This is a genomic window from Pseudomonas sp. VA159-2 (assembly GCF_024126635.1).
Taxonomy (GTDB): Bacteria; Pseudomonadota; Gammaproteobacteria; order Pseudomonadales; family Pseudomonadaceae; genus Aquipseudomonas; species Aquipseudomonas muyukensis.
Genome location: NZ_JAMYBV010000022.1, coordinates 20,962 through 45,195, shown reverse-complemented (window position 1 = coordinate 45,195; position 24,234 = coordinate 20,962). Strand labels below are relative to the sequence as shown.

The following is a 24,234-nucleotide window of genomic DNA, read 5'->3' as shown; positions in this document are numbered from 1 at the left end:
TAATCAATTGTCACAAACTCTGAACGAGGCTGCGCTTCAATCAAGGCATACTGACGCCCATCAACCCGCCGGGAGCCCACATGCCGCGCCGTCTGTTCAAACGCTACATGCCGGACCCGACCAGCATCCGGGAACACAAGTCCTTACGCTTTTTCGGCACGCTGCTGCACGACCCCAACCTCTGGCACCTGAATCGACATTCGGTGGCGCGGGCCATGGGCGTCGGCCTGTTCGCCGCACTCATCCCCATCCCCATGCAGATGCTGCTGGCCGCGGCGCTGGCCATCCCGGTACGGGGCAACCTGCCCATCGCGGTGAGCCTGGTGTGGCTGACCAACCCGCTGACCATGCCACCGGTGTTCTTCGTGACCTACATGACCGGCGCCTGGCTGATGCAGGTACCACCGCGCACCCTGCCGGAGGAAATCACCGTCGACTGGGTCACCGACCAGCTGGCGACGATCTGGCAACCGTTCCTGCTGGGCTCGGTGGTGTGCGGGGTGGTGCTCGGCGTGCTGGCCTACTTCACCACCATGCTGTACTGGCGCTGGTGGGTGGGCCGGCAATGGCGCCGGCGCCAGTGTCGCTGCTCGGCCGCCCAGGGCTCAGGCGCGCATGCCACGGCCGCTGACCAGCAGGCGCACGCACAGCGCATAGAGCACGGCGGTAGCCACCAGCATGAAGCTGATCGCGGTGCCAATGCTGATATCCGACACCCCTAGGATGCCGTAGCGGAACGAGTTGACCATGTGCAGTACCGGGTTGGCCAGCGACACGGTCTGCCAGAACGGCGGCAGCAGGTTGATCGAGTAGAACACCCCGCCCAGGTAGGTCAGCGGCGTCAGCACGAAGGTCGGGATGATCGAGATATCGTCGAAGTTCCGCGCGAACACGGCATTGACGAAGCCCAGCAACGAGAAGATGGTCGCAGTCAACAGCACCACGACGACGGTCACCCCCAGATGGTGCACCTGCAGGTGGGTGAAGAACATCGACAGGATGGTCACGATCACCCCCACCGCCAACCCGCGCAGCACGCCGCCCAGCACATAGCCGACGAGGATGGTGTGCGGCGACACCGGCGAGACCATCAGTTCCTCGATGGAGCGCTGGAACTTGCTGCCGAAGAAGCTCGACACCACGTTGCCGTAGGAGTTGGTGATCACCGACATCATGATCAGCCCCGGCACGATGTACTCCATGTAGGTAAAGCCGCCCATGGCGCCGATCTGCCGGCCGATCAGGTTACCGAAGATCACGAAGTACAGGACCATGGTGATCGCTGGCGGCAGCAGGGTCTGCGGCCAGATACGCAGGAAACGCCGCACCTCGCGGTAGACGATGGTATTCAGGGCGACCCAGTTGGTGCGCAGTTCCACGCTCATACGGCCACCTTCGACAGGTTCTTTTCCACCAGGGACACGAACAGCTCCTCGAGTCGATTGGTCTTGTTGCGCAGGCTCTGCACCTCGATGTTCTTCAGTGCCAGCTGGCCGAACAGCGCGGTGATGCCGATGTCCTTGTCCACCTGCACCTCGAGGGTGTGCGGGGTGATCAACCGGCACGGATAGCCTTGCAGCTCGGGGGCGGCGGGCAGGTCGCGCTTGAGGTCGAGCACGAAGGTCTCGACGTGCAGCTTGCCCAGCAGCTGGCGCATGCTGGTGTTCTCGACGATGGTGCCGTGGTCGATGATGCCGATGTTGCGGCACAGCTGCTCGGCCTCTTCGAGGTAATGGGTGGTGAGGATGATGGTGATGCCCTTCTGGTTGAGCTCGGTGAGGAAGCTCCACATCGAGCGGCGCAGCTCGATGTCCACCCCGGCGGTCGGCTCGTCGAGGATCAACAGGCGTGGCTCGTGGATCAGCGCCCGGGCAATCATCAACCGGCGCTTCATGCCGCCGGACAACGACCGCGACTGCACGTCGCGCTTGTCCCACAGGCCGAGCTGGGTCAAGTACTGTTCGGCGCGCTCCTTGGCCAGCTTGGGCGGGATGCCGTAGTAGCCGGCCTGGGTCACGACGATGTCGAAGGTCTTCTCGAACTGGTTGAAGTTGAACTCCTGGGGCACCACGCCCAGGCAGCGCTTGAGCGCCGCGGGCGCGCGGTCCAGGTCATGGCCGAACACGTTGACCGTGCCGCTGGTCTTGTTCACCAGGGTCGAAAGGATGCCGATGGTGGTGGATTTGCCCGCGCCGTTGGGGCCGAGCAAGGCGAAGAAGTCGCCTTCGGAGACGTCCAGGTCGATGCCCTTGAGGGCCTGGAAACCGTTGCCGTAGGTCTTGGTCAGCTGTCGGATGGACAGGGCGGAACTCATAGCGGGTCAGGTACCGATAAAAAGGTTCAGGACACGCCAGGCAAAGTCACTGGCGCAGTGCGTGCGGCCATGGTGCAAGGGCTGGCCGCACAAGTACAGTCACATCTATTGATAATGACTATCGAAGCACCCTCAGGTCAGCGCGGTCATCACCGCCGCCTGGTAGGCGGGGCGCTGTTTCAGGCGCTCGTACCAGGCCTCGAGGTGATACATGGCCGGACGCTCGATGGGCATTTCGAACCAGGCGTAGATGAAGCTGCCCAGGGGGATGTCGCCCATGCCGATCCGCTCGCCGGACAGGTACGGCTGCTTGGCCAGGGTGGCGTCGGCGATGCTCAGCAGCTCGGCGCACTGCTTGTGCGCGGCGTTGATCGCCACCCAGTCGCGCTGCTCTTCAGGGGTGCGCAGCAGGCCCCAGAACAGCGGACGGAAAGGGCCGGCGAGGGACGAGGTGGTCCAGTCCATCCATTTGTCGGCCAGGGCGCGCTGGCGAGGATCGTCGAGGTACCAGCCCTGCTCGGCGCCATATTCGGCGCACAGGTAGCGAACGATGGCGTTCGACTCCCACAGCACCAGGTCGCCGTCTTCGAGCATGGGCACCAGGCCGTTGGGGTTGCGCGCGCGGTAGTCGGGGTCGTTGACCACGCCAAAGGCGCCGCCGGCGTCGATGGCTTCGAAGTCCAGGCCCAGTTCGTGGGCGATCCACAGCGCCTTGCGCACATTGCTTGAGTTCTTGCGGCCCCAGATCTTCAGCATGGCAACGTCCTTAATGGAATGCGGGAGGTGGGACAGTCTACTCCACGCGCTGAAGGCTGCCAGTGAAACCGGGAACTGCGGCGCAGCCCGTTCGCCGTGGGAATGTACGTGGCCCTGAAGCAGCGGCATTGCCTGGCGCAAGGGCCGCAAGGCAGCCTCCGGCCCCATCGACAGCCACCGAACGAACTCCCAGCGCCGCGCCCTGTCATTTCCTAGGCAGGCCATCGGCCCCGGTGCGTCTAAGCTCTGTGGGTTGGCCATACGCCCCCGCTTCCAAGGAGGAAGGATTATGTTGCTGTTGTGGTTGGTGGTGCTGGTGCTCGGCGCCGCGTATCTCATGCACCGGCGCCTGGCGCCGCTGCAGATCCTCGCGGCACTGGCCGCCTACACCCTGCTCATGGGCATCTTCAGCAACGCGCCCGGCTGGCTGCTGGCGCTGATCTGGCTGGTGATCGCCGTCAAGGTGGCCTTCTTCGCCCTGCCCGACCTGCGCCGCCAGCTCTTCAGCGCCCCGGTGTTCGGCTGGTTCCAGCGTACCCTGCCGCCAATGTCGCAGACCGAACGCGAAGCCATCGACGCCGGCACCGTCTGGTGGGACGGCCAGCTGTTCAGCGGCCGCCCGGCCTGGAACACCCTGCTCGATTACCCCGCCGCCAAGCTCACCGAGGAAGAACAGGCATTCATCGACGGCCCTACCGAGCAGCTCTGCGCCATGGTCAGCGACTGGCAGATCGGCCAGGACCTCGACCTGCCAGGCGCCGCCTGGGACTTCATCAAGCAGCACGGTTTTTTCGCCCTGATCATCCCCAAGCAATACGGTGGCAAGGGCTTTTCGGCCTATGCCCACTCCCAGGTGGCGATGAAGCTGGCCACCCGCAGCGGCGACCTGGCCTCCACGGTGATGGTGCCCAATTCCCTGGGCCCGGCCGAGCTGCTGCTGCATTACGGCACCGATGAACAGCGCAACCACTACCTGCCGCGCCTGGCCCGCGGCGAAGAGATCCCCTGCTTCGCCCTCACCGGCCCGCTGGCCGGCTCCGACGCAGGCGCCATGCCCGACACCGGCATCGTCTGCAAGGGCCAGTGGCAGGGCGAGGAAGTCATCGGCCTGCGCCTGAACTGGGAAAAGCGCTACATCACCCTCGGCCCGGTCGCCACCCTGCTCGGCCTGGCCTTCAAGGCCTACGACCCGGACCACCTGCTGGGCGACCAGCAAGACCTGGGCATCAGCCTGGCGCTGATCCCCACCGACACCCCCGGCGTCGAGATCGGCAAGCGCCACCTGCCGCTGGGCGCAGCCTTCATGAACGGCCCCAACAGCGGCAAGGACGTGTTCGTGCCGCTGGACCTGCTGATCGGCGGCCAGGCCATGCTTGGCAAGGGCTGGATGATGCTGATGAACTGCCTGTCGGTGGGCCGCTCGATCTCGCTGCCAGCGGTGGGCACTGGCGCGGCCAAGTACACCAGCCTGGTCACCGGCCAGTACGCGCGTATCCGCGAACAGTTCAACGTGCCGTTGGCGGCCTTCGAAGGCATCCAGGAATCCCTGGCGCGCATCGGCGGCAACGCCTGGCTGATGGACAGCGCGCGCCTGCTCACCGCCAACGCGGTGGACCTGGGCGAAAAGCCCTCGGTGCTGTCGGCGATCCTCAAGTACCACCTCACCGAACGTGGCCGCGAATGCATCCAGCACGCCATGGACGTGCACGGCGGCAAGGGCATCATCATGGGCCCGAACAACTACCTGGGGCGCAACTGGCAAGGGGCGCCGATCTTCATCACCGTCGAGGGCGCGAACATCCTCTCGCGCAACCTGATGATCTTCGGCCAGGGCGCGATCCGCTGGCACCCGTTCGTGCTCAAGGAAATGGCCCTGGCCGGGCGCGAGGACCGCGACCAGGCACTCAAGGAGTTCGACGACCTGTTGCTGCAGCACATCCTGTTCGCTGCCGGCAACGCCGCCAGCACCTTGGTGCTGGGCCTGGGCCTGGGGCATTTCGAGAAGGTGCCCGGCGATGCCCTGAGCCAGGGCTATTTCCGCGCCCTTAACCGCCAGGCGGCGGCCTTCGCCCTGCTGGCCGACCTGTCGATGATGCTGCTCGGCGGCGCGCTCAAGCGCCGCGAGCGCCTGAGCGCACGCCTGGGCGACGTGCTCAGCTACCTGTACCTGGCCAGCGCGGCGCTCAAGCGCTACCACGACCTCGGCTCGCCGGAGCACATGCGCCCGCTGCTGCGCTGGGCGCTGGAGGAAAGCCTGGGCCAGGCAGAGAATGCCCTCGCCACCCTGCTCGACAATTTCCCCAACCGCTTCATCGGCTGCGCCCTGCGTGTGCTGGTGTTCCCGTTCGGGCGCCGCCACACCGGCCCGAGCGACGCCCTGGATGCCGAGGTCGCCGAGCTGATCGGCCGACGCCAGGGCGACCCGGCGCTGGAAGAACTGCTCACCGGCTGCTTCCGCCCACAGGCCGACGGCGACCCGGTGGCGGCACTGCAACGGGCCAGCGATCTGCTGGACGATGCGGCATCGCTGCACAAGGCGCTGCATCAGGCGGTCAAGGAAGGCAAGGTGCGCGTAGCAGCGGAGCAATCGCCGATCGACGCGGCGGTGGCCGCCGGCGTGTTGCAGGCCGACGAGGGCCAACGCCTGCACGCCGCCGAGCGGGCACGCCGGGTGGTGATCGATGTCGATGCGTTCGACAAGGCACAACTGGCTGGCGCGCAAGGCATCATCCGCTGATGATCGGGGCAGCTCTTGAGTGGTGGCAGCGGGCCGGCATCGCCGGCGCCGCTGCCAGCTCAGGTAAAACCGGCGTATACTCCGCGCCCGTTTCAACCATCCCGAGGAGCGCCCCATGGCCAATCCCCACCTGGAATACCACCTGCAGCTGCTGCACCACCTGCGCACCATCCTGGCCGCGCTGGGTGAGGCCGAACAGGTACCGGAGGAAAGCCACGCCCTGTTTCTCGAGCGCTTCGACGAGCTGCTGACCCTGCTGCCGCAAGACCCGCTGCAAAGCCAGTACCTGGGCCAGGACCTGATCTGCCAGGTGATCCAGCGCTACCCACAGATCGCCCACCTGGTCCCCCGTGACCTGCTGTGGTTCTTTGGCGGCGACTGCCTGCACTTCATGCCAGACGAGGAACTGGACCTGTACCAGACCCTGGAAGAACGCCGCTACGAAGCAGAGCAAAACGACGAGCCGTTCGACTGGAATCTGGAAAAGCAGCTGCTGACCCAGCCGGGCGCCGGCACCCAGCACTGAGGCCAGGCGGGCGGGCCTGGCCCCGCCCTCTCGCTGCCGTTGGCAAAACCGAAGCAAAAAAAAACGCCACTTCAATGAAGTGGCGTTTTCGATTTGGAGCGGGAAACGAGACTCGAACTCGCGACCCCGACCTTGGCAAGGTCGTGCTCTACCAACTGAGCTATTCCCGCAGGGTGAAGCGCTGCTACCTGTGGCGTGAAGCGCCTTGAAGACCTTCACCACCGGCACCGCCTGAAACGATGCCTTGAAACTGGAGCGGGAAACGAGACTCGAACTCGCGACCCCGACCTTGGCAAGGTCGTGCTCTACCAACTGAGCTATTCCCGCAATATGGCGTCCCCTAGGGGACTCGAACCCCTGTTACCGCCGTGAAAGGGCGGTGTCCTAGGCCACTAGACGAAGGGGACTAAGCCGACGCTTTGCAGCGCACCAGCGCATGAACCTCACGATTCAGACTGGATTTTCTTTTCCTGCCCTGCCGTTAAACAGTGCCGGAGAAACTGGAGCGGGAAACGAGACTCGAACTCGCGACCCCGACCTTGGCAAGGTCGTGCTCTACCAACTGAGCTATTCCCGCAATGTGGCGTCCCCTAGGGGACTCGAACCCCTGTTACCGCCGTGAAAGGGCGGTGTCCTAGGCCACTAGACGAAGGGGACACGCTGCTCGCACTACCTGTTTAAAGTACTGCTTGCTTTCACTCCCTGCCGCGTTTCGCTGTGTGCTTTACGCTGCAAGTGGCGCGCATTCTATGGATGCCTTGCAGGGTCGTCAACCCCTTTGTAGAAATTTATTTAAATCAATGACTTCCCGTTGCCACTGGGGGTGGTGCAGGATGTGTCCGGGGCTTGGCGTTGATTTTCTGACACGGCCTCGGCAAGCTCATAGCCATGTGCCATCAACTGTAGATTCGCGCAGCCCTGCCGACATAGAAGCAAGGCGCGAGCGCGCGGGTTCCGCCGGGCTGCACTGTTCGCCCCCGGGCGAACTCACTACACTCTTTACCAGATGCAAAACTTCTTCATGAGGCGTTAACGGTGACACCACTTCTGATCACCCTGCTTATCGTGGCGGGCATCGCACTACTGATCGTGATCGGCTACCTCAACAACGTGGTCGAGAACAGCAAGCTCGAGCGCGCACGCTTGAAAGTCGAACTCGCCGATCGCCTGCGCCGCTGTGGCGAGATCACCGAAACCTTCCCGGGCCAGTTCATGACGCCGGCCCTCAAGTTGCTGCTGACCCGCCTGGAGTTGAACCTCAACCAGCGCCAGCTGGCACTGGACAAGCACAGCGGCGACCTCAAGGCACGCATCGCCGAGCTCGAGGGGCTGATCAGCCAGGCCGAGCGCATCCCGGTGAACAACCCGCCCTCGCCAATCCATACCGAAGCCAAGGCCAAGGATGTGCGCTTCCTGCTGGAGCTGCTGCACAACCAGATCGTGCGCGCTACCCAGGAAGGCTTCCTGGCCACCAACGAAGGCAAGTATTGGGTCAAGGAGATCCGCCATATCCTGGTGCTGTTGCACATCGAGTTCTTCAACAACCTGGGCCAGCAGGCCCTGCAGCAGAACCAGCCGGGCCAGGCACGCCTGGCCTTCGAGCGGGGCGTGCAATACCTGCGCAAGCAGCCCGAGCCCAAGCAGTATGAAGAGCAGCTGACTTACCTGGAAAAACTGCTGAACCGCGCCAACGCCCAGGTGCTGGACCAGATGGAGCCGGCGGAGAACGACCAGAACGCGCTGACCCAGGGTTTGAAGACCGACGAGGACGAGACCTGGAAGAAGAAGGTCATCTACGATTGATCGATCCAGGCCAAGGCCTGTTCGCCGGCAAGCCGGCGAACAGGCGCAAACAAAAGAAAGGGGCCTGTGCAGGCCCCTTCTTCATTTTCAGCAGTCGCTCAACGCGAGGAACACCTCGACCAACCGCTCCAGCCCGGCCTGGTCGACCTCGCTGAAACGCGCCAGTTTCGGGCTGTCCAGATCAAGCACGCCAATCAGCCTGCCGGCCTTCACCAGCGGGATCACCAGTTCGCTGTTGGACGCGCTGTCGCAGGCGATGTGCCCGGGGAAGGCATGCACATCCTCGACCCGCTGGGTTTGCCGGGTGGCCGCCGCGGCACCGCACACGCCCCGGCCGAACGGAATGCGCACGCATGCCACCTGGCCCTGGAACGGGCCGAGCACCAGCTCCTCGTTGCGATTGAGGTAGAACCCCGCCCAGTTCAGGTCCTCGACCTGGCTGAACAGCAACGCCGAGAACTGCGCGGCATTGGCGATGAAGTCGCGCTCGTCGGCAAACAACGCCCGCACTTGCGCAGCCAGCAGGTCGTAGCCATCGAGGCCCTGGCCACTGGCATTGAGGTCGATCATTTATTTTTGCTCCAGCAATTGCAGCCCGACCCAATAGCGGGCGAACTGATAGGCACAACGGCCATTACGGTTACCGCGGCCGGTCGCCCAGCGCACGGCGAGGATGTCCAGCGCCTCGTCACGCTGCCAGCGCAGCCCGGCCGGGCGCGCCAGTTGGCCGATCCAGTGCTCGACCACATTGAGGAAGTGCTCCTGGGAGAACGGATAGAACGACAGCCACAGGCCGAAGCGGTCGGACAGGGCGATCTTGTCCTCCACCGCCTCGTTGGGGTGCAGCTCGCCGTCGACCATCTTCCAGTTTTCGTTGTCGCTCTGCTTCTCCGGCACCAGGTGGCGACGGTTGGAGGTGGCATACAGCAGCACGTTGTCCGGGGCCTGCTCCAGCGAGCCGTCGAGCACGCTTTTGAGCACCCGGTAGTCGCCCTCCCCGGCCTCGAACGACAGGTCGTCGCAGAACAGGATGAAACGCTGCTCGAGCTTTTGCAGCTGCTCGACCACCCGCGGCAGGTCGGCCAGGTGGTCGCGCTCGATCTCGATCAGGCGCAGGCCCTGGCCTGCGTGTTCGGCCAGCAGCGCGCGCACCAGCGACGACTTGCCGGTGCCGCGCGAGCCCCACAGCAAGGCGTGGTTGGCCGGCAGGCCATTGATGAACTGGTGGGTGTTGCGGCCCAGTTGGTCGCGCTGCTGGTCGACGCCGATCAGGTCGGACAGGCGAATATCCAGGCTGACCTCCAGCGGCATCAGGTAGCCACTGCGGCCATCGCGCTGCCAGCGGGCAGCCAGGGTATGGCCCCAGTCGATGTTCGGGCGTGGCGCGGGCAACAAGGGTTCGAGACGCGCAAGCACGGATTCGGCGCGGTCGAGAAAAGCGATAAGTCGGGCGTCCATGACGACTCCTAGTGGTTTGTCTGGGCGCGCGCGGCGCCCCTAGATTCATGCTCAACTGAAATGAACAGACAGACCCGCCAGCAGCCAGGGCTGATCGGCTATGCTTGCGCAGCGCACGGAGCAAGTAACCGGCTTGGGACCCATGGATATCAAGTTCACCAATCGCCTGTCATACAAGCAAGCCCGGTTGACAGTCCTGGTCGGCTTCATCCTGGGAACATTGCTCAGTCTCATCCAGATCGGCATCGATTATGCCAGCGAAGACGCGTCCATCAACCGTGAAATTCAGGCGTTGATGAAGATCAGCCACGACACGGCCTCGCGCATCGCCTACAACATCGACACCGAGCTCGCCCAGGAGCTCACCGGCGGCCTGCTGCAATCGCCGGCGGTGATCCGCGCGCAGCTGATCGACAACAACGACACGGTGCTGGCCGATGTCCAGCGGCCACGCCTGGAAAGCCGCTACCGGCCGCTATCGGACTTCCTGTTCGGCGAGCAACGCCAGTTCCGCGACCGCCTGTTCCTCGCCCACATGCCCAAGGAATACCTCGGCACCCTGTACCTTGACGTCGACACCTATGCCTTCGGCGGGCGCTTTCTCGACCGCGCCGGGGTCACCCTGGTCAACGGTTTTGCCCGCAGCCTGGTGCTCACCGGCATTCTCCTGGCGTTGTTCTACCTGATGCTGACCAAACCCCTGGTCACGGTGATCGGCGCACTGAGCGGCAACGACGCGCGCACCCCGCGGCAAACCCGCGTCGACTGTCCCAAGGGCCACGAGAACGACGAAATCGGCGTGCTGGTGCGGGTCGCCAACCAACAGTTCGTCAGCATGGCCACCGAGATCCAGCAACGGCGCACCGCCGAGAACCGCCTGACCCAGTACCTCAACGAGCTGGAGGACATCGTCTCGGCACGCACCGACGAACTCAAGGCCAGCAACAGCCGCCTGAGCCTGTCCAACCAGGAGCTGGACGAGGCCCGCCAGCGCGCCCTGGACATGGCCCAGGCCCGCGCGGCGTTCCTGGCCAACATGAGCCACGAGATCCGCACCCCGCTCAACGGCATGCTCGGCATGATCGCCCTGGCCCTGGACAGCGGCCTGGCCGCCGAACAGCGCCAGCAGCTGTCGATCGCCCACGACTCGGGCAAGGTGCTGGTGGAATTGCTCAACGATATCCTCGACCTGTCCAAGTTCGACGCCGGGCAACTGGAGCTCGAGCGCATTGCCTTCGACCTCGGGGCGATGGTCGAGGACACCGCCAACCTGCTGTCGCAAAATGCCGCGCCCAGCGTCGAGCTGACCTGCCTGATCGCCCCGGATTTCCCCAGCACGGTGCTCGGCGACCCGACCCGGGTCCGCCAGATCGTCAGCAACCTGCTGTCCAACGCCCTCAAGTTCACCCGCTTCGGCCGCGTCGACCTGCGCCTGTCGTGCATTGTCGGCGGTGTGCGCCTGGAGGTCTGCGACACCGGCATCGGCATCCCCGAAGAGGCCCAGGCGCGGATCTTCCAGCCGTTCACCCAGGCCGGCGCCGGCATCACCCGCCAATACGGCGGCACCGGCCTGGGCCTGGCCTTGACGCGCAACCTGTGCAAGGCCATGCAGGGCCACCTGACCATCCATTCCGAAACCGGTTTTGGCAGCCGCTTCAGCGCCGACCTGCCCCTGCCCGCCCACACCGAGGCCATCCCGCCGGCACCACTGGCCGGGCGCGTGGTGGCCCTGGGCAACGCCGGCAGCGGCCTGGCCGAGCTGCTCGGGCAACTGCTGCCGCGCTGGGGGCTGGACTACACCCGCCATGACAAGGCCACCGAACTGGCCGGCAGCACGGTCGACCTGCTGATCACCGACGACCTCGACCATGTGCTTGACCTGCGCTCGACCATCCTCGCGCCAATCCTGCTGGTGACCGCCTACGGCAACTTCCTGCCCAGCGAGCAGGCCACGCAACTGGCGCCGCTGCACCAGCTGGCCCGGCCCCTGGCGCGCAACGCCCTGTACCAGACGCTGCGCCGCACCCTGCTGGGCGAGCCCAGCGCGCCCCTGCCCCACGAGGTGCCGGCGACCCTCGAGCGCCGCGCGCGGGTGCTGCTGGTGGAAGACAACCCGGTGAACCAGCTGGTGGCCAAGGGCATGCTCGGCAAGCTCGGCTGCCAGGTGCAGGTCGCCGCCCATGGCGGCGAGGCCCTGGAGCGCCTGGAAGAGGAAGATTTCGACCTGGTGCTGATGGACTGCAACATGCCGGTGATGGACGGCTACGAGGCCAGCCGGCGCATCCGCCAGGGCGGGCGCTGGCCAGAGCTGCCGATCGTCGCGCTGACCGCCAATGCCATGCCCGAGGAGCGCGAACGCTGCCGCGCCGCGGGCATGAACGACTACCTGGCCAAGCCGTTTCGCCGCGAGGAGCTACTGGCGCTGATCGACCACTGGGTGCCGCTCAGCGGCTGAGCAGAGGCTCGATCGCCGACTTCAGCGCTTCGGGCTTGGTGGTCGGGGCGAAGCGGGTGACCTGGCCGCTGGCCGGGTCGAGCAGGAACTTGGTGAAGTTCCACTTGATCTTCTGCGTGCCCAGCAGCCCCGGGGCGCGGCGCTTGAGCTCGGCGAACAGCGGGTGAGCCCCGGGGCCGTTGACCTCGACCTTGCGAAACAGCGGGAAGCTCACGCCGAACTTGGCCTCGCAGAACTGCGCAATCTCGCGGGCATCGCCCGGCTCCTGCTGGCCGAACTGGTTGCAGGGAAAACCCAGCACCACCAGGCCCTGCTCGCGGTAGGCCTGCCACAGGCGTTCCAGGCCCTTGTACTGGGGGGTGAAGCCGCACTGGCTGGCAGTGTTGACCACCAGCAGCGCCTTGCCGGGGAAATCGCCGAGCTTCTTGTGCTCGCCGCCCAGGGTGACACAGGGGATGTCCAGCAGTGCATCGGCCATGGTTGGCGCTCCGTCAGTCGCGGGGTTTGAGATCCAGGCACACCGAGTTGATGCAGTAGCGCAGCCCGGTCGGCGGCGGGCCGTCGGGGAACACATGGCCGAGGTGGGCGTCGCACTGGGCGCAGGTGACTTCGGTGCGGATCATGCCGTGGGAGGTGTCGCGGATCTCGATCATCGCGGCGGCCTCGATGGGCTCGTAGAAGCTCGGCCAGCCGCAGCCGGAATCGAACTTGGCCTTGGCGTCGAACAGCGCCAGGTCGCAGCAGATGCAATGGTAGATGCCGTCGCCGCGCTCGCTGTTGTACTTGCCGCTGAACGGCCGCTCGGTGCCCTTGAGCCGGCACACCTGGTACTGGGCCGGGTCGAGCATGGCGCGCCATTCGTCCAGGGTTTTGTCGATCTTTTGCATGATGGGACCTCGGCAGGCTGAATTTCACCTCGCGCTGGCTTTTCCCTGGCGCGGGTGGCACGTATATTAGTTGGCTTCGTGTGCAAGGCAGCAAGTCTGGCACCCGCTTCCCGCCCTTTCAAACCTTTCGATAAAGGGCGGCGCGTATTCTCACTCGGGATCTCATCATGCAGTTCAGCAAATCGAACAAGCTCGCCAATGTCTGCTATGACATTCGCGGCCCCGTGCTCAAGCACGCCAAACGCCTGGAGGAGGAAGGCCACCGCATCCTCAAGCTGAACATCGGCAACCCGGCGCCGTTTGGTTTCGAGGCGCCGGACGAGATCCTCCAGGACGTCATCCGCAACCTGCCGACCGCCCAGGGCTACAGCGACTCCAAGGGCCTGTTCAGCGCGCGCAAGGCAGTGATGCAGTACTGCCAGCAAAAGGAAATCGAAGGCGTCACCATCGAGGACATCTACCTGGGCAACGGCGTGTCCGAGCTGATCGTGATGTCGATGCAGGCGCTGCTCAACAACGGCGACGAAGTGCTGATCCCGGCGCCCGACTACCCGCTGTGGACCGCCGCGGTGAGCCTGGCCGGCGGCAAGCCGGTGCACTACCTGTGCGACGAGCAGGCCGACTGGTTCCCCGACCTTGACGACATCAAGGCCAAGATCACCCCGAACACCAAGGCCCTGGTGATCATCAACCCGAACAACCCGACCGGCGCGGTGTACTCCCGCGAACTGCTGCAAGGCATGCTGGAACTGGCGCGCCAGCACAACCTGGTGGTGTTCTCCGACGAGATCTACGACAAGATCCTCTACGACGAGGCCGTGCACATCAGCACCGCGTCGCTGGCTCCGGACCTGCTGTGCCTGACCTTCAACGGCCTGTCCAAGTCGTACCGGGTGGCCGGCTTCCGCTCCGGCTGGCTGATCATCTCCGGGCCCAAGCACCATGCCCAGAGCTACATCGAAGGCATCGACATGCTGGCCAACATGCGCCTGTGCGCCAACGTGCCGGCCCAGCACGCGATCCAGACCGCCCTGGGCGGCTACCAGAGCATCAACGACCTGGTGCTGCCGCCGGGCCGCCTGCTGGAGCAGCGCAACCGCACCTACGAACTGCTCAACGATATCCCCGGGGTCAGCTGCGTGAAGCCGATGGGCGCGCTGTATGCCTTCCCGCGTATCGACCCGAAGGTCTGCCCGATTCTCAACGACGAGAAGTTCGCCCTCGACCTGCTGCTGTCGGAGAAGCTGCTGATCGTCCAGGGCACGGCGTTCAACTGGCCATGGCCGGACCACTTCCGCGTGGTCACCCTGCCGCGGGTGGATGACCTGGAACAGGCCATTGGCCGGATCGGCAACTTCCTGCGCACCTATTCGCAGTAAGCGCCAGGGTCAGCTGTAGGCGCCTTGCTGGCGAACCAGGCGGCACGGTGTGGAGGCACCGGCTCAGCCGGTGTTCGCCGGCAAGGCCGGCTCCTACAACGCCCGTCACCTGCCCCCGTAGGAGTCAGCCTTGCTCGCGAACCAAGCGCCGCGGTGCAAGGCACCGGCGACGCCGGTGTTCGCCGACGCCGCTCACCCAACGAGACCTTTACATCCTGCAACGCTCTGCCCTACAGCCCCTGCGCCATCCTCTGCCATACTTCCCCGCGTACACAGTTTGAAATAGTCGCCCGGTTGAATCGGCGTGGCCTCCCCCTTATATACCCCGCAGTACGCAACGAACTCATCCGTCAGGAGAACGTAACAACCATGATGCGCATTCTGTTGTTTGTAGCCACCAACCTCGCGGTGGTGCTGGTTGCAAGCATTACCCTGAGCCTGTTCGGCTTCAACGGGTTCATGGCAGCCAACGGGGTTGACCTCAACCTCAGCCAGCTGCTGGTCTTCTGCGCCGTGTTCGGTTTTGCGGGTTCGCTGGTCTCGCTGTTCATCTCCAAGTGGATGGCGAAGATGACCACTGGCACCCAGATCATCAGCCAGCCCCGCACCCGTCACGAGCAGTGGCTGCTGCAGACCGTCGAGGAATTGTCCCGCGAAGCCGGCATCAAGATGCCCGAGGTGGGTATCTTCCCGGCCTACGAGGCCAACGCCTTCGCCACCGGCTGGAACCGTAACGATGCCCTGGTGGCCGTGTCCCAGGGCCTGCTCGAGCGCTTCTCGCCCGACGAGGTGCGCGCGGTGCTGGCCCACGAGATCGGCCACGTGGCCAACGGTGACATGGTCACCATGGCCCTGGTGCAAGGCGTGGTGAACACCTTCGTGATGTTCTTCGCCCGCATCATCGGCAACTTCGTCGACCGGGTGATCTTCAAGAACGAAGAAGGCCACGGCATCGCCTATTTCGTCGCGACCATCGTCGCCGAGCTGGTGCTGGGCATCCTCGCCAGCATCATCGTCATGTGGTACTCGCGCCGCCGCGAGTTCCGCGCCGACGAAGCCGGCGCCCACCTGGCCGGTACTGGCGCGATGATCGGCGCCCTGCAGCGCCTGCGCTCGGAGCAAGGCCTGCCGGTGCACATGCCCGACACCATGAAGGCCTTCGGCATCAATGGCGGCCTCAAGCACGGCTTGGCCGGCCTGCTGATGAGCCACCCGCCGCTGGAAGACCGCATCGACGCGCTGCGTCGCCGCGGCTGATCCAGGCAGCAACACGAAAGGGCGACTTCGGTCGCCCTTTTTTTCGCCCGGCCTGCAATACCTGCAGGAGCCAGCTTGCTGGCGAACCAGGCGTCGCGGAGGATGGCACCGGCCATGCCGGTGTTCGCCGGCAAGCCGGTTCCTACAGGGTCGAAGCCAGCTCAGCGTCGTAGCCGATAGACGCGCTCAACCAGGCTTTCAACGCCTGCTTGCAGAAACTTCGGGCTCTGATCGAGAATCTCCCGCCCTTCGACCTCGTCGACCTGCCATCCGGCAAAGCCTACCCGCACTTGGGCATCCGCCACCGAGAACGGTGGCCCGTCGATCAGTGCCTGGTCGTAATCCAGGGTCACCAGCAGCCCGCGACAGGCCATCGGCAATTTCTCGCCCAGCAGCGCCATGTACCGCTCGCGCATTCCAGCCGGCAGCGCAATCAAGGCCGCGCGGTCATAGACCCCCGTGCAATCGGCAAGGTCCTCGGCACCCAAGGCGAATACATCCCCGCACCAGATCTCCAGCTCATCGCTGCGCCAGATCTCGAACGCGCCGCGCTGCGCCAGCTGCACCTGCAGACCATGCTCGTTGAAGAAATCCGCCACCGCGCGCCGCGACAGCTCCACCCCCAATACCCGATACCCCTGCGCGGCCAACCAGAGCATGTCCAGGCTCTTGCCGCACAAAGGCACCAGCACCCGCGCGCCGGGGGCGAGCCCCAATGCCGGCCAGTGCGCCTGCAGATACGGGTTCACCTGGGGTTGGTGAAAGCCAATCTGGTTGTCCGCCCACCGTTTGTGCCAGAACGCTGGCTCCATGCTTCCTCCTGGTTTTTCGATAAAAGCCTGTGAAAACTTATATTGGATCTCGATCGTTGCCTGACCGAAGATGAAGCATCTTACCGCTCAGGATCCCACCATGCTGCCCAGCCTGTTCATTTCCCACGGCTCGCCCATGCTCGCCCTGCAACCTGGCGCCAGTGGCCCGGCCCTGGCCGGGCTGGCCCGCGACCTGCCGCGCCCGAAAGCGATCGTGGTGGTGTCGGCGCATTGGGAGAGTCGCGAGCTACTGGTGATGAGCAATCCGCAGCCGCAGACCTGGCACGACTTCCATGGTTTTCCAGCGACCCTGTACGCCGTGCACTACCCCGCCCCCGGCGCGCCGGAACTGGCCCGGCGGGTCGTCGAACGCCTGGGCGCGCGGCTGGATGCGCAGCGGCCATTCGACCACGGCGCCTGGGTACCGCTATCGCTGATGTATCCAGCGGCCGATATCCCGGTCGTCCAGGTGTCGCTGCCCAGCCACGCGGGCCCTGCCCTGCAATTGAAGGTTGGCCAGGCGCTGTCGGCGCTGCGCGAGGAAGGCATCCTGCTGGTCGGCTCGGGCAGCATCACCCACAACCTGGGCGAGCTGGACTGGCATGCCGGGCCGGATGCCGTCGAACCCTGGGCGCTGGCGTTTCGCGACTGGGTGGTGGAGCGGCTAAAGGCGGGGGATGGGCAAGCGCTGCTGGACTATCGCCGGCAGGCACCGTTCGCCACGCGTAACCACCCCAGTGACGAGCACCTGTTGCCGCTGTACTTCGCCATGGGGGCGGGTGAGCGGTTTGGGATCGTGCACCAGGGATTCACGCTGGGGGCGCTGGGGATGGATATCTATCGGTTCGACTGAAGATTGCCAGGGCGCGTTGCGCCCCTTTGCCACCGGTTCGACGCCTCGGCCGCTCCTACAGGGATCGCGGTCAGCTGATAGACAGACAAAAAAAATCCCCGACCAAGGTCGGGGATTTTTCAGTGCCGCGTAAGGATCAGTCCTCGCGGTAGCGGCGCAGCTTGAGCTGCTTGCCGGCCACGCGGGTGTCCTTGAGCTTGGACAGCAGACGCTCCAGGCCTTCTTCCGGCAGCTCGATCAGGCTGAAGCTGTCGCGCACCTGGATGCGACCGATGGCGTCACGGGCCAGGCCACCTTCGTTGAGGATCGCCCCCAGCAGGTTCTTGGCCGCGATGCCGTCACGGGCACCCAGGGCGGTACGGCAACGCACGCGGCCTTCGGCCAGCGGCATCGGCGCACGACGCTCGCGATCACCACGGTCTGGACGCTCGGCGCGCTCGGTACGCTCGCCACGCTCACGCGGGGTGTAGGTCGGCACCAGCGGCTGCTCACGCTCAACCGAGGCCAAGTCCAGCGCCTGGCCGTTGGTGGCCTTGCGCAGCAGGGCCGAGGCCAGGGCGCGCGGGCTGCAACCCAGGGCTTCGGTCAGACGGTCGAGCAGATCGCCATGGCTGGCCTCTGCATCGGCCACCAGCGGGGCCAGGCTGTTGGTCAGCTTCTTGATGCGCGCGTCCAGCACGGCCTGGGCGTTCGGCAAGCGGGCTTCGGCGACCTTCTGCCCAGTCACACGCTCGATGACCTGCAGCATGCGGCGCTCACGCGGAGTGACCAGCAGCAGTGCACGGCCTTCGCGACCGGCACGGCCAGTACGGCCGATACGGTGCACGTAGGACTCTGGGTCGTACGGCATGTCGACGTTGAACACGTGGGTGATACGCGGCACGTCCAGGCCACGGGCAGCGACGTCGGTGGCGACGACGATGTCCAGGCGGCCATCCTTGAGCGAGTCGATCACCCGCTCACGCTGGTTCTGGGCGATGTCGCCATTCAGCGCGGCAGCCTTGTAGCCCTTGGCTTCCAGGGCGGCGGCCAGGTCCAGGGTGGCTTGCTTGGTGCGCACGAAGGCGATCAGCGCGTCGAACTCTTCGACTTCCAGCAGGCGCAGCACGGCCGGGATCTTCTGGTCGGCGTGGACCATCAGGTGAGCCTGGTCGATCGCGGTGACGGTCTGGGTCTTGCTCTGGATCTTGACGTGCTTGGGCTCGCGCAGGTGACGCTCGGCGATCGAACGGATCGACGACGGCAGGGTGGCGGAGAACAGCACGGTCTGGCGCGACTCGGGGATGGCCTTGAAGATGACTTCCAGGTCGTCCATGAAGCCGAGTTTGAGCATTTCGTCCGCTTCGTCGAGTACCAGGTACTGAACGGTGGACAGGACTTTCTCGTCACGGCGCAGGTGGTCGCACAGGCGGCCTGGGGTAGCGACGACGATCTGTGCACCATTGCGAATGGCACGCAGCTGTGGGCCCATCGGGGCGCCACCGTACACGGCCACCACGTTCACGCCGGGCATCTGCTTGGCGTAGGTTTCGAATGCGGTGGCTACTTGCAGCGCCAACTCACGGGTTGGCGCCAGGATCAGGGCTTGCGGTTCGCGCTTGCTCACGTCGATCTTGTTGAGGATCGGCAGGGCGAAGGCAGCGGTCTTGCCGGTGCCAGTCTGCGCCTGGCCGATCATGTCGTGACCGGCGAGGATGATCGGGATCGACTGTTGCTGGATGGCCGACGGCTCTTCATAGCCGGTAGCCAGGACGGCAGCAACGATGTTCGGGTTGAGATCGAGAGCGGCGAATCCGCCGGTTTCCTGGGTCATGGGTCTGCCTCTAGGTGCATCCGCAAAGACCCATGCTCCAAAGCTGCACATGCCTTGAAAGACCCGAAGGTCACCCAGGCAGCTTTGGCGGCGGGGATTTGCGAAAACGATTGAAAAAGAAACGTGTGAGAGGGTCCGCCTAGCGGACATGCAGCCGAAGCTGGATTCGGAGGATTTGCACCACCTGATTTTGAGGTCCGCTAAAAGACCGGCGCGTACTATACCCGAATTCGCTATTAACCGTGAGAAATATTTCACTACCGCTGGGCAGTATTGGATCCAGGCTGAATCGTTTCCCCGTAGGAGCGGCCTTGTGTCGCGAAAGGGCCGCAAAGCGGCCCCGGCGACCGTGAGGTGGGCACGCATCCCGGGGCCCGCGTCAGCCGCCGGCTCATCAGGTCGCCGGGCGGATGGCCTTGATCAGGTACTCCAGCGCATACCCCAACTGCGGCGCCAGCGCTGCGGCCCGCGCCCGCACGGCATCGATATCCAGCGTCTGCTCCAGGTCCGCCGGCACCAGCAGGATCACATTGCCCTCCTTCACCGGCAATTCCCAGTAATGCCGGTGGTACAGGCCTCGCAGCAACGCCGCCCCCAGCGGCCGGCCATCGTCGCCGGCCCACTGGTTGATCACCAGCCAGCCACCGGGGTTGAGCTGCTGCTGGCAGCGCTCCAGGAACCCCCAGGCCAGGTGCCCGACCCCAGGGCCATGGTCGGTGTACAGGTCGACGAACAGCAAATCGGCCTTTTCGGCCGTGGGCAGCAGTTCCAGGGCATCGCCCACCCGCACGTACAGCCGAGGGTCGTCGTCCAGGCCCATGAACTCCATGGCCAGGCGCGGCACATCCGGGCGCAGCTCGATGGCCTCGACGTCCTCCAGCGCCAGGAACTTCAGGCACGCCTGGGTCAGGGTGCCGGCGCCAAGGCCCAGGAACAGCGCGCTCTCCGGCTGCGCATGGCACAATGCGCCGACCAGCATGGCGCGGGTATAGTCGTACTCCAGCCAGCTGGGGTCGGCCGTGAAGGTGCAGCTCTGCTCGATGGCGTCGCCGAACTCGAGGAAGCGATAGTCCTCCACCTCGTACACGCTGATGACGCCAAAGGCATCCTCGACCCGTGCCAGCAGCCGCTCTTCCCGCTCCGTCGCCATCCCGCCACCTGCCCGCGCAAAACGCGCATTGTCCGTCAATGCCGGTGGTGCAACAAGCACGTCGCCAGCGTTACCATGGCAGGCACGCCCGAACCGACACTATGGATAGAGCCCGTGATGACCCGACCCTGGAGCCCTGACAGCTGGCGCGCCCTGCCGATCCAGCAGCAACCGACCTACCCCGACGCCGCGCACCTGCTCAAGGTCGAGCAGACCCTGGCCGGCTATCCGCCGCTGGTATTCGCCGGCGAAGCCCGCGAGCTGCGCCGACAGTTCGCCGAGGTCACCCAGGGCCGGGCCTTCCTGCTGCAAGGCGGCGACTGCGCCGAGAGCTTCGCCGAGTTTTCCGCAGCGAAGATCCGCGACACCTTCAAGGTGCTGCTGCAGATGGCCATCGTCATGACCTTCGCCGCCGGATGCCCGGTGGTCAAGGTCGGGCGCATGGCCGGCCAGTTCGCCAAGCCGCGCTCGGCCAACGACGAAACCATCGGCGACATCACCCTGCCCGCCTACCGTGGCGACATCGTCAACGGCATCGGCTTCGACGCCGCCAGCCGCGTGCCCGACCCCGAGCGCCTGCTGCAGGCCTACCACCAGGCCACCGCCAGCCTCAACCTGCTGCGCGCCTTCGCCCAGGGCGGCTTCGCCGACCTGCACCAGGTGCACAAGTGGAACCTGGACTTCATCGCCAACTCAGCCCTGGCCGACAAGTACCAGCAACTGGCCAACCGCATCGACGAAACCCTGGCGTTCATGCGCGCCTGCGGCCTGGACAGCGCGCCGCAATTGCGCGAAACCAGCTTCTTCACCGCCCACGAAGCCTTGCTGCTCAACTACGAAGAAGCCTTCGTGCGCCGCGACAGCCTCACCGGCGACTACTACGACTGCTCGGCGCACATGCTGTGGATCGGCGACCGCACTCGCCAGCTGGACGGCGCTCATGTCGAGTTCCTGCGCGGCGTGCACAACCCGATCGGGGTCAAGGTCGGCCCGAGCATGGACCCTGAGGCGCTGATCCGCCTGATCGACGTGCTCAACCCGGACAACGACCCCGGCCGCCTCAACCTGATCGTGCGCATGGGCGCCAGCAAGGTCAGCGAGCACCTGCCGGGGCTGATCCGCACCGTCGAACGCGAGGGCCGCCAGGTGCTGTGGAGCTCCGACCCGATGCACGGCAACACCATCAAGGCCAGCAGCGGCTACAAGACCCGCGACTTCGCGCAGATCCTCGACGAGGTGAAGCAGTTCTTCCAGGTGCACCAGGCCGAGGGCAGCCATGCCGGCGGTATCCATATCGAGATGACCGGGCAGAACGTCACCGAATGCATCGGCGGTGCGCGGCCGATCACCGAGGACGGCCTGTCCGACCGCTACCACACCCATTGCGACCCACGCATGAATGCCGATCAGTCGCTGGAGCTGGCGTTCCTGATCGCCGAAACCCTCAAGCAGGTGCGCCGCTGAGCAAGGCCTGACGCAGCTGGCTGCCCTCGGCCCGCGGGCAGTTGAGCTGCACCTGCGCCAGCCCCAGCCAGCCGGCCAGGCGCCACAGGTTCAGCGCCAGCGCCTGGTAACCGGCCTCGTCCAGCCCCGGGGCCTGAGCATGGACCGCATGCACCGCCAGCCTGCCCTGGGCGCGTTCGGCGCGCAGGTCCAGGCGCGCGGCAATGCGCTCCTGGTACAGGAAAGGCAGCACGTAGTAGCCGTACACCCGCTTGTGGGCCGGGGTATAGATCTCCAGGCGGTAGCGAAAGTCGAACAAACGCTCGGTGCGGCTGCGTTCCCAGACCAGCGAATCGAACGGCGAAAGCAAGGCACTGGCCGCGATGCGCCGGGGGATGCGCGGCGTGCCTGGCAGGTACGCCGGCTGTTTCCAGCCCTGTACCGTGCAGGGCTGCAGGCGCCCATCGGCGAGCAGCGCGGCCAGGGCGGCCTTGCTCTGTGGCGGCGTCAGGCGGAAGTAGTCGCGCAGGTCAGATTCGGTAGCCACCCCCAGCGCCTGGGCGGCATGCAACAGCAGACCCTGCTGCGCCTCGGCCGCGCCCGGCACGGGTTGCCCGAGCAGTTCGGCGGGCAACACCCGCTCGGGCAAGTCGTAGAGCCGCTCGAAGCCGCGACGCCCGGCCACCGTGACCTGGCCTGCGGCAAACAGCCATTCCAGCGCGTGTTTTTCTTCGCTCCAGTCCCACCAGGGGCCGGCGCGCTCTGCGCGGGTCGACAGGCTGCCGGCAGCCAACGCGCCACGCTCGCGCACGGCGGCCAGGACCCGCTCGATGACCGCGCGGCGCTCGCGGCCGAATGTCGCCAATTGCCGGTAGATCCCCTTGCCTTCGGCCGCCTGGGCCATGCGCCAGCGCATCAAGGGGTAGAGCGCCAGTGGCAGTAGCGAGGCCTCGTGGCCCCAGTATTCGAACAGTTGGCGCTGGCGGCGCGTGCCCCAGGCCAGTTGATCGAGCATGGCTGGTGAATAGTGTCCCAGGCGCGAGAACAGCGGCAGGTAATGGGAGCGGACCAGCGCGTTAACCGAATCGATCTGCACGACGCCCAATAGATTGAGCGTGCGGCGTAGACTGGCGAGGCTGGGTTCGGCAGCGGCGGGCTTGCCGAAGCCCTGGGCGGACAAGGCCAGGCGCCGGGCCTGGTGGATGGACAAGCTCGAAGACACTGCATGACCTCCCTGTGGATACTGCAGAGTCTGCGCCTTGGCGAGCGCAGGAGCCAGCTTGCCGGCGAACCAGACACCGGGCTACCTGGCACCGGCCATGCCGGTGTTCGCCGGCAAGCCGGCTCCTACGGGGTTTGTGATCGGCCTGGCCGGTAGCCAGCCTTGCTGGCGAACCAGGCGTCTACTTGCGCAGCGGATCGTCCCAGAAATGCCGCTCGGCCTCCTGCTGGATATCGGCCCGGGACAAGCCCAGGTCATGCAGCGTGGCATCGCTCAGGCGCGCCAGCTCCTCGCGCTGGCGGTGCAGTTCGTACCAGCGCAACAAGTGGCCCAGGGGTGATGCCGTGTGGTGAGCTACGTTGAAATGACCTTTCATCATGACGCCCTCCTTGTGGATGGCTCCAGTCTCTGCCCAGGCCTAAGATCAATCCAACGAATGTTTCTGATGCCGTGCATCTAGGAGATTGATGCCATGTCCCAGTATCAGAGTCTCGATGCCGACGTGCTGCGCACCTTCGTCGCCATCGCCGAGCAAGGCGGCTTCACCCGTGCCGGCGAGGTGGTCAACCGTACCCAGTCGGCGGTCAGCATGCAGATGAAACGCCTGGAGGAAGACATCCTCCAACGCCAGCTGTTCGAGCGTGATGGCCGCCAGGTACGCCTGACCGCCGAGGGCCAGGTGCTGCTGGGTTATGCCCGGCGCATCCTCAAGCTGCATGGCGAGGTGTTCAACACCCTGCGCATGCCGCACATGGTCGGGGTGGTACGCATCGGCACGCCGGACGACTATGCCATGCGCTACCTGCCCAGCATCCTCACCCGCTTCGCCCAGGCCTACCCGTTGATTCATGTCGAGGTGCACTGCGACTCATCCAAGCAATTGATGCTGCGCCAGGACCTGGACCTGACCATCGTCACCCGCGAGCCGGGCAATGAAGTTGGCCAGCTGCTGCGCCAGGAGCGCCTGGTATGGGCCGCCGCCGAGGGTTTCTGCCCCCAGGAGCAGCGGCCGATGCCGTTGGCGCTGTTCAACACCGACTGTTTCTGCCGGGCCTGGACCTGCAACGCCCTGGAGCGCCAGGGCATCGAGTACCGCATCGCCTACACCAGCCCCAGCCTGGCGGCGATCTTCGCCATCGTCAGCGCGGGGCTGGCGGTGACCGCGCAATTGCAGAGCCTGGTCGGCGGGCAACTGCGCATTCTCGGCGAAGAAGACGGCTTGCCACAGTTGCACATGGCCAATGTGATGCTGCTGCGCAACGACCAGCAGCACTCGCCCATCACCGACTGCATGGCCGAATACATCGTCGAAGGGTTCAAATGACAGGTGGGCGTGACCTCTGTGGGAGCGGCCTTGTGTCGCGAAAGG

At 65.3% G+C, this 24,234-nt stretch carries 21 protein-coding genes, 5 tRNA genes and 1 pseudogene; 10 read left to right on the top strand and 17 right to left on the bottom strand.

Annotated features, from left to right (window positions below):
* Nucleotides 1-80: 80 nt before the first annotated feature.
* Nucleotides 81-722 carry a DUF2062 domain-containing protein gene (locus NJG22_RS19130; RefSeq protein ID WP_253096675.1) on the top strand — a complete coding sequence of 214 codons (642 nt, stop codon included), beginning with the start codon at nucleotides 81-83 and terminating at the stop codon, nucleotides 720-722.
* On the opposite strand, the gene NJG22_RS19125 is transcribed toward NJG22_RS19130, so the two are convergent.
* From NJG22_RS19125 to NJG22_RS19115, 3 genes are all read right to left on the bottom strand, one after another.
* Nucleotides 606-1,385, bottom strand: coding sequence for an ABC transporter permease (locus NJG22_RS19125; RefSeq protein ID WP_217853564.1), 780 nt, complete (start codon nucleotides 1,383-1,385; stop codon nucleotides 606-608). The genes NJG22_RS19130 and NJG22_RS19125 overlap by 117 nt on opposite strands.
* Entirely contained in the window at nucleotides 1,382-2,314 is a 933-nt protein-coding gene (locus NJG22_RS19120) for an ABC transporter ATP-binding protein (protein WP_253096673.1), read from the bottom strand. The genes NJG22_RS19125 and NJG22_RS19120 overlap by 4 nt, the downstream gene beginning before the upstream one ends.
* Before the next feature lie 132 nt (nucleotides 2,315-2,446).
* Nucleotides 2,447-3,070 (bottom strand): glutathione S-transferase, encoded by a 624-nt coding sequence (locus NJG22_RS19115; protein ID WP_253096671.1) that lies wholly within the window; start codon nucleotides 3,068-3,070, stop codon nucleotides 2,447-2,449.
* 289 nt (nucleotides 3,071-3,359) lie between these two features.
* On the opposite strand from NJG22_RS19115, the gene NJG22_RS19110 reads away from it, so the two are divergent.
* Together NJG22_RS19110 and NJG22_RS19105 are read left to right on the top strand one after the other, a co-directional pair.
* Nucleotides 3,360-5,807, top strand: coding sequence for an acyl-CoA dehydrogenase (locus tag NJG22_RS19110; protein WP_253096669.1), 2,448 nt, complete (start codon nucleotides 3,360-3,362; stop codon nucleotides 5,805-5,807).
* A gap of 115 nt (nucleotides 5,808-5,922) precedes the next feature.
* Nucleotides 5,923-6,333 carry a PA2817 family protein gene (locus NJG22_RS19105; RefSeq protein WP_253096667.1) on the top strand — a complete coding sequence of 137 codons (411 nt, stop codon included), beginning with the start codon at nucleotides 5,923-5,925 and terminating at the stop codon, nucleotides 6,331-6,333.
* Nucleotides 6,334-6,427: 94 nt separating this feature from the next.
* Here the strand turns inward: NJG22_RS19105 and NJG22_RS19100 are convergent.
* From NJG22_RS19100 to NJG22_RS19080, 5 genes are all read right to left on the bottom strand, one after another.
* Nucleotides 6,428-6,503, bottom strand: a tRNA-Gly gene (locus NJG22_RS19100).
* 81 nt (nucleotides 6,504-6,584) lie between these two features.
* Nucleotides 6,585-6,660 (bottom strand) — tRNA-Gly (locus NJG22_RS19095).
* A 4-nt stretch (nucleotides 6,661-6,664) separates the two neighbouring features.
* A tRNA-Glu gene (locus NJG22_RS19090) sits at nucleotides 6,665-6,740 on the bottom strand.
* A 94-nt stretch (nucleotides 6,741-6,834) separates the two neighbouring features.
* A tRNA-Gly gene (locus tag NJG22_RS19085) sits at nucleotides 6,835-6,910 on the bottom strand.
* 4 nt (nucleotides 6,911-6,914) lie between these two features.
* Nucleotides 6,915-6,990 (bottom strand) — tRNA-Glu (locus NJG22_RS19080).
* Between the two features lie 378 nt (nucleotides 6,991-7,368).
* Between NJG22_RS19080 and NJG22_RS19075 the strand changes: the two genes are divergently transcribed.
* A complete protein-coding gene (locus NJG22_RS19075; protein WP_134693093.1) occupies nucleotides 7,369-8,136 on the top strand; it encodes a hypothetical protein in 768 nt (255 codons plus the stop codon).
* 87 nt (nucleotides 8,137-8,223) lie between these two features.
* Here NJG22_RS19075 and NJG22_RS19070 read toward each other — a convergent pair whose 3' ends face one another.
* The gene (locus NJG22_RS19070; RefSeq protein ID WP_217853558.1) at nucleotides 8,224-8,706 is read right to left on the bottom strand and encodes a GAF domain-containing protein; all 483 of its coding nucleotides are present in this window, start codon (nucleotides 8,704-8,706) and stop codon (nucleotides 8,224-8,226) included.
* The gene (locus tag NJG22_RS19065; RefSeq protein ID WP_253096665.1) at nucleotides 8,707-9,594 is read right to left on the bottom strand and encodes an ATP-binding protein; all 888 of its coding nucleotides are present in this window, start codon (nucleotides 9,592-9,594) and stop codon (nucleotides 8,707-8,709) included.
* A gap of 100 nt (nucleotides 9,595-9,694) precedes the next feature.
* On the opposite strand from NJG22_RS19065, the gene NJG22_RS19060 reads away from it, so the two are divergent.
* A complete protein-coding gene (locus tag NJG22_RS19060; RefSeq protein ID WP_253096663.1) occupies nucleotides 9,695-12,049 on the top strand; it encodes a response regulator in 2,355 nt (784 codons plus the stop codon).
* Here NJG22_RS19060 and NJG22_RS19055 read toward each other — a convergent pair.
* Together NJG22_RS19055 and msrB are read right to left on the bottom strand one after the other, a co-directional pair.
* Nucleotides 12,039-12,527 carry a glutathione peroxidase gene (locus NJG22_RS19055; protein WP_253096661.1) on the bottom strand — a complete coding sequence of 163 codons (489 nt, stop codon included), beginning with the start codon at nucleotides 12,525-12,527 and terminating at the stop codon, nucleotides 12,039-12,041. The two genes, NJG22_RS19060 and NJG22_RS19055, sit on opposite strands and share 11 nt — an antisense overlap.
* 13 nt (nucleotides 12,528-12,540) lie before the next feature.
* A complete protein-coding gene (gene msrB / locus NJG22_RS19050; protein WP_253096658.1) occupies nucleotides 12,541-12,936 on the bottom strand; it encodes a peptide-methionine (R)-S-oxide reductase MsrB in 396 nt (131 codons plus the stop codon).
* Between the two features lie 167 nt (nucleotides 12,937-13,103).
* Between msrB and NJG22_RS19045 the strand changes: the two genes are divergently transcribed.
* On the top strand, nucleotides 13,104-14,315 hold the full coding sequence (locus NJG22_RS19045; RefSeq protein WP_134693087.1) for a pyridoxal phosphate-dependent aminotransferase: 1,212 nt from the start codon (nucleotides 13,104-13,106) through the stop codon (nucleotides 14,313-14,315).
* A 369-nt stretch (nucleotides 14,316-14,684) separates the two neighbouring features.
* Nucleotides 14,685-15,572 carry a protease HtpX gene (gene htpX, locus NJG22_RS19040; protein ID WP_253096656.1) on the top strand — a complete coding sequence of 296 codons (888 nt, stop codon included), beginning with the start codon at nucleotides 14,685-14,687 and terminating at the stop codon, nucleotides 15,570-15,572.
* Nucleotides 15,573-15,733: 161 nt separating this feature from the next.
* On the opposite strand, the gene NJG22_RS19035 is transcribed toward htpX, so the two are convergent.
* Nucleotides 15,734-16,384 carry a thiopurine S-methyltransferase gene (locus tag NJG22_RS19035; protein ID WP_253096655.1) on the bottom strand — a complete coding sequence of 217 codons (651 nt, stop codon included), beginning with the start codon at nucleotides 16,382-16,384 and terminating at the stop codon, nucleotides 15,734-15,736.
* A 100-nt stretch (nucleotides 16,385-16,484) separates the two neighbouring features.
* Between NJG22_RS19035 and NJG22_RS19030 the strand changes: the two genes are divergently transcribed.
* The gene (locus NJG22_RS19030) at nucleotides 16,485-17,237 is read left to right on the top strand and encodes a class III extradiol ring-cleavage dioxygenase (RefSeq protein WP_253096653.1); all 753 of its coding nucleotides are present in this window, start codon (nucleotides 16,485-16,487) and stop codon (nucleotides 17,235-17,237) included.
* Between the two features lie 136 nt (nucleotides 17,238-17,373).
* On the opposite strand, the pseudogene NJG22_RS19025 reads toward NJG22_RS19030, so the two are convergent.
* Both NJG22_RS19025 and NJG22_RS19020 read right to left on the bottom strand, forming a co-directional pair.
* Nucleotides 17,374-19,084 (bottom strand): annotated as a pseudogene (locus tag NJG22_RS19025) (DEAD/DEAH box helicase).
* A gap of 360 nt (nucleotides 19,085-19,444) precedes the next feature.
* A complete protein-coding gene (locus NJG22_RS19020) occupies nucleotides 19,445-20,200 on the bottom strand; it encodes a spermidine synthase (protein ID WP_253096651.1) in 756 nt (251 codons plus the stop codon).
* 117 nt (nucleotides 20,201-20,317) lie between these two features.
* Between NJG22_RS19020 and NJG22_RS19015 the strand changes: the two genes are divergently transcribed.
* Complete coding sequence (locus NJG22_RS19015; protein ID WP_253096649.1) at nucleotides 20,318-21,664, top strand: class II 3-deoxy-7-phosphoheptulonate synthase; 1,347 nt, start codon at nucleotides 20,318-20,320, stop codon at nucleotides 21,662-21,664.
* Here the strand turns inward: NJG22_RS19015 and NJG22_RS19010 are convergent.
* Entirely contained in the window at nucleotides 21,645-22,865 is a 1,221-nt protein-coding gene (locus NJG22_RS19010) for a winged helix-turn-helix domain-containing protein (protein ID WP_253096647.1), read from the bottom strand. The two genes, NJG22_RS19015 and NJG22_RS19010, sit on opposite strands and share 20 nt — an antisense overlap.
* A gap of 181 nt (nucleotides 22,866-23,046) precedes the next feature.
* On the bottom strand, nucleotides 23,047-23,241 hold the full coding sequence (locus NJG22_RS19005) for a DUF1127 domain-containing protein (RefSeq protein WP_366518812.1): 195 nt from the start codon (nucleotides 23,239-23,241) through the stop codon (nucleotides 23,047-23,049).
* A gap of 96 nt (nucleotides 23,242-23,337) precedes the next feature.
* Here NJG22_RS19005 and NJG22_RS19000 point away from each other — a divergent pair, with 96 nt between their 5' ends.
* The gene (locus NJG22_RS19000; RefSeq protein ID WP_253096645.1) at nucleotides 23,338-24,189 is read left to right on the top strand and encodes a LysR substrate-binding domain-containing protein; all 852 of its coding nucleotides are present in this window, start codon (nucleotides 23,338-23,340) and stop codon (nucleotides 24,187-24,189) included.
* Nucleotides 24,190-24,234 lie beyond the last annotated feature (45 nt).